We start from the raw sequence: 6,580 nt of genomic DNA, 5'->3' as shown, positions 1-6,580 counted from the left end.
GGACAGCCCCCACCCGCCCTGGGGGGCGACCCCAACACCAAGTCTTCCGCACCCCCACCCCCACCCCGCCACCTCCACCCACATCTGTGGACAACTCCGCGAAACTCGCGCAACGCCTCACCCTCAAGAGTGAGCAGATTTCCGCTTCACCCCGAGTTATCCACAGGCAGCGGCAACCCGTTCCCGCGACCCCCACCCCTCAACTAACCTGTTCCACCAGCCCGAAGAGCCTCGCCGCGTTGTCGTGGCAGACCGCCCGCAGCCACTCCTCGCCGAGGCCCAAGTCCGCCATCACCTCCAGTTGATGCGCGTACGGGTACGGAGTGTTGGGGAAATCCGTGCCGAGCAGCACCCGATCCCCGTACGCCGCGAGCCGGGGCAGTTCCGCGCGCGGGAACGGCGCGAATTCCTCGGCGAACCCCGTCCACGCCATCGTCGTGTCCAGCCGCACCTCCGGGTAATCGGCGACGAGGTCGAGGAACTCGGCGTACTCCGGCATGCCGAGGTGCGCGACGACGAGCCGCAACCGCGGATGCCTCGCGAGGACCTCCCGCATCGGCCCCGGACCCGTGTACTTCCCCGGCACGGGCCCCGAGCCGCAGTGCGCCACGACCGGCACCCCGGCCTCGGCGAGCAGCCCCCACACCGGGTCGAGCACCGGCTCCGCCGGGTCGTAAGCCCCCACCTGCACATGCGCCTTGAAGACGCGCGCCCCGCGTTCCACCGCCGTCCGTACGTACGTCTCGACGCCCGGCTCCGGGAAGAAGGTCGCCGTGTGCAGGCACTCCGGCACGCGCGCGGCGAAGTCGGCGGCCCACCCGTTGAGCCACGCGGCCATGCCCGGCTTGTGCGGATAGAGCATCGACGTGAAGGCGCGCACGCCGAAGGCCCGCAGCACCGCGATGCGTTCGTCCTCGGCACGGCGGTACGTGATCGGCCACTGCCGCCCGACGAGCGGCCCCGCAGCGTCGAAGTAGGCCCACACTTTGCGCAGCACCCGGTCCGGCATGAAGTGCGTGTGCACGTCGACGAGCCCGTGCTCCGCCCCGATCCGCCGCGCGAACTCCCGTACCGCCGCCGCCTCCCGCGCGCCCCCGGGCTCCAGCCCCAGTACGCGCGCCGACCGCTCCCCGCCCAGTTCCTCGCTCACCATGCCGGCCACCCTGCCGCCCCCACGCGCCCGGAACAACCCCGGCCGGAACCGCCCCGCCCGAAGGCGGCTCACCCGCGGGCAGCCCAGCCGGACCCGTCCCGCCCGAAAGCAGCCCCTTCGCAGGCAGCCCAGCCGGACGCGGCTCGTCCCCCAGCCGAGTCACGCTCAGAACAACTCCCCCTGCTCCCCTCCCTCCCCCGCCCGCTCGACGAGCCCCACTGTCGTGACCGCCTCCTCGCCCACCGCCGCGAGGCACCACCCCGCGAGCCGCCGGGTGTCCAGCACGACGGTCCCCGTCTCTCCCGCGACATCGAGATGCACGTCGGGGCCCGCAACGCCCCGCACCGTCCCCACGAGCACCGCCCCGTCCCGCAACCCGCGCACGATCCCCCCGTACGGCAGCGGCAGGCCGAACACGCCGCCGTGCTCCACGACCTCACCCGGTAGCGGCTCCAACGTCTCCGGCCACCCGGGCAGTTCCCGTGCCGCCCCGTGCACCCGCCCCAGCTCGGCCCGGCAGTCACCACCACCACCCCGGGCCGCCCGCTTGCGCGCGTACGAAATCCGGTCCGGTACCCCCAGCCCGTGTCGCACCATCTCCTCGGCCCGCCGCGCCGCCATCAACGGGCCCTGCCCGAGCCAGCAGTACGCGAGCGCCCCCTGCTCCAGCAGCCGCACCCCCTCACGTGCCATCCCCGTGATCCCGACCTTCACGAGCCCGGGCCCGAACCACGCGAGGTACACGCGGTACGGGCGCGGGTCGTCCGCGTACGTGTCGGCCGCCACCGACCGCACCCGGTCCAGCGCCGCACACTCCTCGCACTGCGCCCGCGCACCTCCCTCCCCGAGCACGGCCCCCCGGCCGCACTCCCGCCACCGGCCGCCCCGCCACACCCCGAGGCACCGCCGCTCACCCACCACCCGGAACCCGACCCGTTCCCCCGCGCCGAGCCCGCTGACCCGCTCCCCCACCCACCGCAAGCCCACCCGCCCGGACGCCTCCCACCGCGCCCCGGCACACCACCACCCCGCACCACGCTCCATTGCGCCGACCGTAACGGAAGCCACTGACAGCGCAGGCACCTCCAGCCCCCTCAGCGGCACCCACGCCGCACGGACCCGCGCACCACACGCCTCAGATCACGAACAGGCCACATCTTCTCCACACCACCCCCACATCCCCCACTGGCTCACTACCGTCGTCCCACTTACCAGAGCTCCCCGGGGGGACGACATGACCAGCCCGAACCCGTACGGCACGCCGGAGCCGTCCACCACCGACCCCGCACCCGGGCGGCCGCTGCACAAGCGCGTCCTCGTGTGGGTCGGCGGTACGGCGTTGCTGCTCACCGGCGCGCTCATCGGCTCCGCCGGGGACGACGGCCAGGAGACCGTCGCGGCCAAGGCGGCCCCCGCGACGACCGTGACCGCGCGCGCGACCGTCACCGCCACGGCCACCCCCGAACCCGCCCCCACCGTCACCAAGACGATGAAGGCCAAGCCGGAACCCGCCCCGACAGTCACCGTCACGGTCACCAAGACCGCCCGGGCGAGCACCACCACAACGGGCAGCAGCGGCGGCAGCACCGGGAACAGCACAGGCAGCGGCACGGCTCGAAGCAGCACCAGTACCTGCTCGATCGTCTCCAACGCGGGCAACTGCTACTCGGCGGGCCACTACTGCCGCAACAGCGACCACGGCGCCCGCACCAGCACGGCCGCCGGCACCCCGATCACCTGCTCCTACCGCTCGAACGCCTGGCGCTGGACGTACTGACGAGGGGCACGCAACCACCAGGCAGGGCCACCAGACAGAACCGCCCACCACAACCACGCGACCGGGCCACCTCCCCGGCGGCCCCCAACGCATCCGCAGAAGCCGAACGGCATACCGCACGCGCAACGCGAAGAGGCCCCGGATTTCTCCGGGGCCTCTTCCGTGCTGTGCACTCGGCAGGATTCGAACCTGCAACCTTCTGATCCGTAGTCAGATGCTCTATCCGTTAAGCTACGAGTGCTTGTGCTCGGCTCCCGGGTTTTTGTCCCCCGGCTGCCTTGCGAGAACAACATTACATGAAGGTCGGCCGGACGCGAAATCCGTATCGCGCGCCCTGCCTGAGCTGGGCGTACGGCTGTTTTGGCAGGTGCCCGCGAAGGCCGGATCGCGCCCCCCGGAGCGCCCTCGAAGCACCCCCGGAGCGCCCCTCCCCGGTCCCCGGACACCCCGTCTCCGTTCACGTGCCGGGAACGCCGCAGGGCCCCGTCGTCCTGGGGACGAGCGGGGCCCTGCGGGTGCTGCGGAGGCGGAGGGATTTGAACCCTCGATGGGGGGTAAGCCCCAAACCGCATTAGCAGTGCGGCGCCATAGACCGGACTAGGCGACGCCTCCAAAAGCCACACCTGCCTGCGAGCAAGCGCCTGCGGGTGCGTGGAGATGATGACACAGCCGTGCGGGCTGCCACCAATCGGCACCCACGGTACTAGGCGGCAAGGGGTGGGGCAAAGAGCTTTCGGCGGTCGTTCGGCCCCTCCCCGGACGGCCCCGGGACGACCGCTCCCCGCCCAGCCACTCACCGCAGGACGCGTGTCCTCCCCCTCTCTCTCCCGTTGTGCACCTCGATGCGGGACGGGGCCACCGTGCCGCGCGCCGTCCCGAGCGAGGGTTCATGTCCGTCTTCCGTCCGCCCGCTCCCCGTACCGCCCTGCTCCTCGCCGGCTGCCTCCTCGGGCTCGGCGCCGGGGCCGGGCCCGCCACCGCCCTCTCCGCCGTTCCCGCGCCCGGGCCGCTCCGGGGCGACCGGCTTGTCGTGGAGGTGAAGGGGGACGGCGGGTCCGTCACGCGGTACGAGCTCCGCTGCCACCCCACGGGGGGCGACCACCCCGACGCCGAGGCGGCCTGCGCACGGCTCGACGAGGTGACCGTGTGGGGACGCGACACCTTCGCGCCCGTACCGTCCGACGCGATCTGCACGATGCAGTACGGGGGACCGGGCACCGCGCACGTCAGCGGGGAGTGGGCGGGGCGGCCCGTCGACACCACGTTCACACGGACCAACGGGTGCGAGATCGCCCGCTGGGACCGGCTCGTACCGCTGCTGCCCGCCCAGGGCGGTACGGGAACGGCCGCCGCCTGAAGCCGCGCCGACCCGACACCCGGCCGCGCGCACGGCCCGACGCCCCCGGCGCGCCCCCACTCCCGCCCCACCGCACGCGACCCGACACGCGCCCCCGCACGCTCCGCCCGCGCGCCCCCACCCCGCGAAGCTCCCCCGCACGGGCCGTCGCCGGTTCCGCGCGGGATGCTCACGACTTCCTCGTACGACCGCTCGCGGCTCCCTCGTACGAGCGAGCGCGGCTGCCCGTAGACTCCCAGGCGTGACACGTCGCGGACCGCGCGGCACGATGGCCCAGGCGGGCCGCCGGCGGGACGGTCCGGGAGGGCAGGGCGAGGAGCCGCGGGCGCGGTCCTCGTGGAACGGCAGGGAGGAACGTTCGTCGTGAGCAGCAGGCCATCCCGGGGCACTGCTCGCCTCGCAGCCATACTCGACTCCCTCCCCGACGCCCTCGTGCTCGTCAACACCAACGGCACGGTCGTCAACGCGAACACCATCGCGCTCCAGGCTCTGGAGTCCCCGGGTACGGCGCTCGTCGGACGCGGACTGCTCGATCTCCTCCCGCAGTTCGACTCCCGGCTCATCCCCGGCTCGATGCGCCGCCCCGACGCCCAGGACGAGCGCGGCCGTACGAAGCCGCTGCGGATGATCGCGCGGCGCACGGACGGCGGCGAGTTCCCCGTCGAGGTCACGAGCGCGAGCATCAATCCGGAGGCGCAGTCCCCGGGGACGTATTCCGGTCCGTACGAGGACGCTTCGCGCTACTCCGGCGACGAGTTGCTGATGATCGTGATTCGCGATCTGACCGGAACTGTCGACACCGAGGCCGAACTCGCCCGTTCGCAGCGGCAGACGGAGATGATCCTGCGCGCGGCGGCCGAGGGCGTCGTCGGTACGGACACCGAGGGCCACGTCGTCCTCGTCAACCCGGCGGCGGCGCAGATCCTCGGGCACCGCGCGAGCGACCTCGGCGGGCGCGAACTGCACCCGCTCGTCCTGCACTCGCGCGCCGACGGCACCCCCTTCCCGTACGCCGAGTCGCCGCTCGCCGACACGCTCCGCTCCGGGCGCAAGCACCGGGTGCGCGGGCAGGTGCTGTGGAACAAGAAGGGTGAGAAGGTCCCCGTCGACCTCACGACGGCGCCCGTGCGCGACGGCGATCAACTCGTCGGCGCCGTCATGACCTTCACCGACCGGCGCGCCTACGAGGAGCTGGTCGAGCGGCACGCGGCGGAGAGCGCGGAGCTGCGCGAGAGCCACGCCGCCGAGGTCGCGGGGCTGCGCGAGAGCCACGCCGCCGAGGTCGCGGGGCTGCGCGAGAGCCACGCCGCCGAGGTCGCGGAGCTGACCGAGGGCTACGAGGCCCGGATCGCCGAGCTGGACGCGCGGCACGACGAGGCCGTCGCGCAGGCCCAGGACCGGTACGCGGCGCTCGCCGAGCGCGAGAAGGACCGTTTCGAGGCGCTTGCCGCCCGGCACGAGCAACTTCTTGCCGTTCTGGAGACCTCTTTGCGCGGGCCGCTCGACGAACTGCGGCGCGAACTGGGGACGCTCGCGGCCGATCCGGCCGGTCAGTTGTGGCCGGAAGCGAACCAGATCCTTCACCACCTGACCGCTGGTTATTCGCGGATGACCACTCTGGTCGACAACGTGCTCAGTTATCAGCGGCTCGATGTCGGTACGGACACGCTGCACCGCCGCAACGTCATGCTCGACGCGGTCGTCCAGGCGGGCGTCGACGGGGCGGTCGAGCTGATCGGGCCGGGCCGCGCGCAGTTCGCGGTGCACGCGCCGCCGATCGAGGCGCAGGTCGACCCGGAGCGGCTCGCGACGGCGCTCGCCCACCTGGTCGCCGATGTCGCGGGCATCGACGCGACGGGCAACGCGCGGCAGGGGCTCGTCAACACGGGCTGGGTGGACTCCACGATCGTGGTGGCCGCGGCGCAGCGCGGTGACGCCGTGCGGATCGAGGTGCGCGGCCCCTACCCGGGCGGCGACCCGGTGCACGGGCCGATCGTCACGGGCATCGTGCGCGCGCACGGCGGCGTCCTCCAGTCGCACACCGTCCCCGGCATGGGTGGCGCGACGTACGTGCTCGACGTGCCGCTCGGCGAGGGCGCGGGCGCGGTGGCGGCACCGGCCGCGCCGCAGGCCGAAGCGGGCGCGGACGGGAGCACGGAGGGAAGCGGCCCCGGGACGGGGACGGTTGACGGCGCGGGCGACCCCGACAGCACGACGACCGGGCACGGGCGGCGGCGGGCGCGTCGTTCCTCCGTGGACGCCTTCCTGGAGAGCGAGGTCGAGGCAGCGAAGG

Annotated in this window: 5 protein-coding genes and 2 tRNA genes; 3 read left to right on the top strand and 4 right to left on the bottom strand. The window is 73.3% G+C overall.

The window, feature by feature from the left end; translation table 11 throughout:
- Nucleotides 1-199: 199 nt before the first annotated feature.
- Nucleotides 200-1,153, bottom strand: coding sequence for an amidohydrolase family protein (locus tag G3I42_RS33790; RefSeq protein ID WP_164291475.1), 954 nt, complete (start codon nucleotides 1,151-1,153; stop codon nucleotides 200-202).
- A 165-nt stretch (nucleotides 1,154-1,318) separates the two neighbouring features.
- Entirely contained in the window at nucleotides 1,319-2,197 is an 879-nt protein-coding gene (locus tag G3I42_RS33785; protein WP_203607691.1) for a DUF2797 domain-containing protein, read from the bottom strand.
- Between the two features lie 190 nt (nucleotides 2,198-2,387).
- Here G3I42_RS33785 and G3I42_RS33780 point away from each other — a divergent pair, with 190 nt between their 5' ends.
- Nucleotides 2,388-2,930, top strand: coding sequence for a hypothetical protein (locus tag G3I42_RS33780; protein WP_164291474.1), 543 nt, complete (start codon nucleotides 2,388-2,390; stop codon nucleotides 2,928-2,930).
- 168 nt (nucleotides 2,931-3,098) lie between these two features.
- Here G3I42_RS33780 and G3I42_RS33775 read toward each other — a convergent pair.
- A tRNA-Arg gene (locus tag G3I42_RS33775) sits at nucleotides 3,099-3,171 on the bottom strand.
- A 280-nt stretch (nucleotides 3,172-3,451) separates the two neighbouring features.
- A tRNA-Ser gene (locus G3I42_RS33770) sits at nucleotides 3,452-3,542 on the bottom strand.
- A gap of 277 nt (nucleotides 3,543-3,819) precedes the next feature.
- Here G3I42_RS33770 and G3I42_RS33765 point away from each other — a divergent pair.
- Both G3I42_RS33765 and G3I42_RS33760 read left to right on the top strand, forming a co-directional pair.
- The gene (locus tag G3I42_RS33765; protein ID WP_164291473.1) at nucleotides 3,820-4,287 is read left to right on the top strand and encodes an SSI family serine proteinase inhibitor; all 468 of its coding nucleotides are present in this window, start codon (nucleotides 3,820-3,822) and stop codon (nucleotides 4,285-4,287) included.
- A 363-nt stretch (nucleotides 4,288-4,650) separates the two neighbouring features.
- Nucleotides 4,651-6,580, top strand: a 1,930-nt coding sequence (locus tag G3I42_RS33760; RefSeq protein WP_164291472.1) for a PAS domain-containing protein, incomplete at its 3' end; no start/stop codon positions are given.

Source organism: Streptomyces sp. SID11385 (assembly GCF_010548245.1).
GTDB lineage: Bacteria > Actinomycetota > Actinomycetes > Streptomycetales > Streptomycetaceae > Streptomyces.
The sequence above is the reverse complement of the archived record's forward strand: the minus strand, read 5'-3'. Positions and strand labels throughout refer to the sequence as shown.

Excerpts from the sequence above, each read along its gene's own strand:
- G3I42_RS33790 (WP_164291475.1), bottom strand. The coding sequence starts at position 1,153 with ATGGTGAGCGAGGAACTGGGCGGGGAGCGGTCGGCGCGCGTACTGGGG.
- G3I42_RS33785 (WP_203607691.1), bottom strand. The coding sequence starts at position 2,197 with ATGGAGCGTGGTGCGGGGTGGTGGTGTGCCGGGGCGCGGTGGGAGGCG.
- G3I42_RS33780 (WP_164291474.1), top strand. The coding sequence starts at position 2,388 with ATGACCAGCCCGAACCCGTACGGCACGCCGGAGCCGTCCACCACCGAC.
- G3I42_RS33765 (WP_164291473.1), top strand. The coding sequence starts at position 3,820 with ATGTCCGTCTTCCGTCCGCCCGCTCCCCGTACCGCCCTGCTCCTCGCC.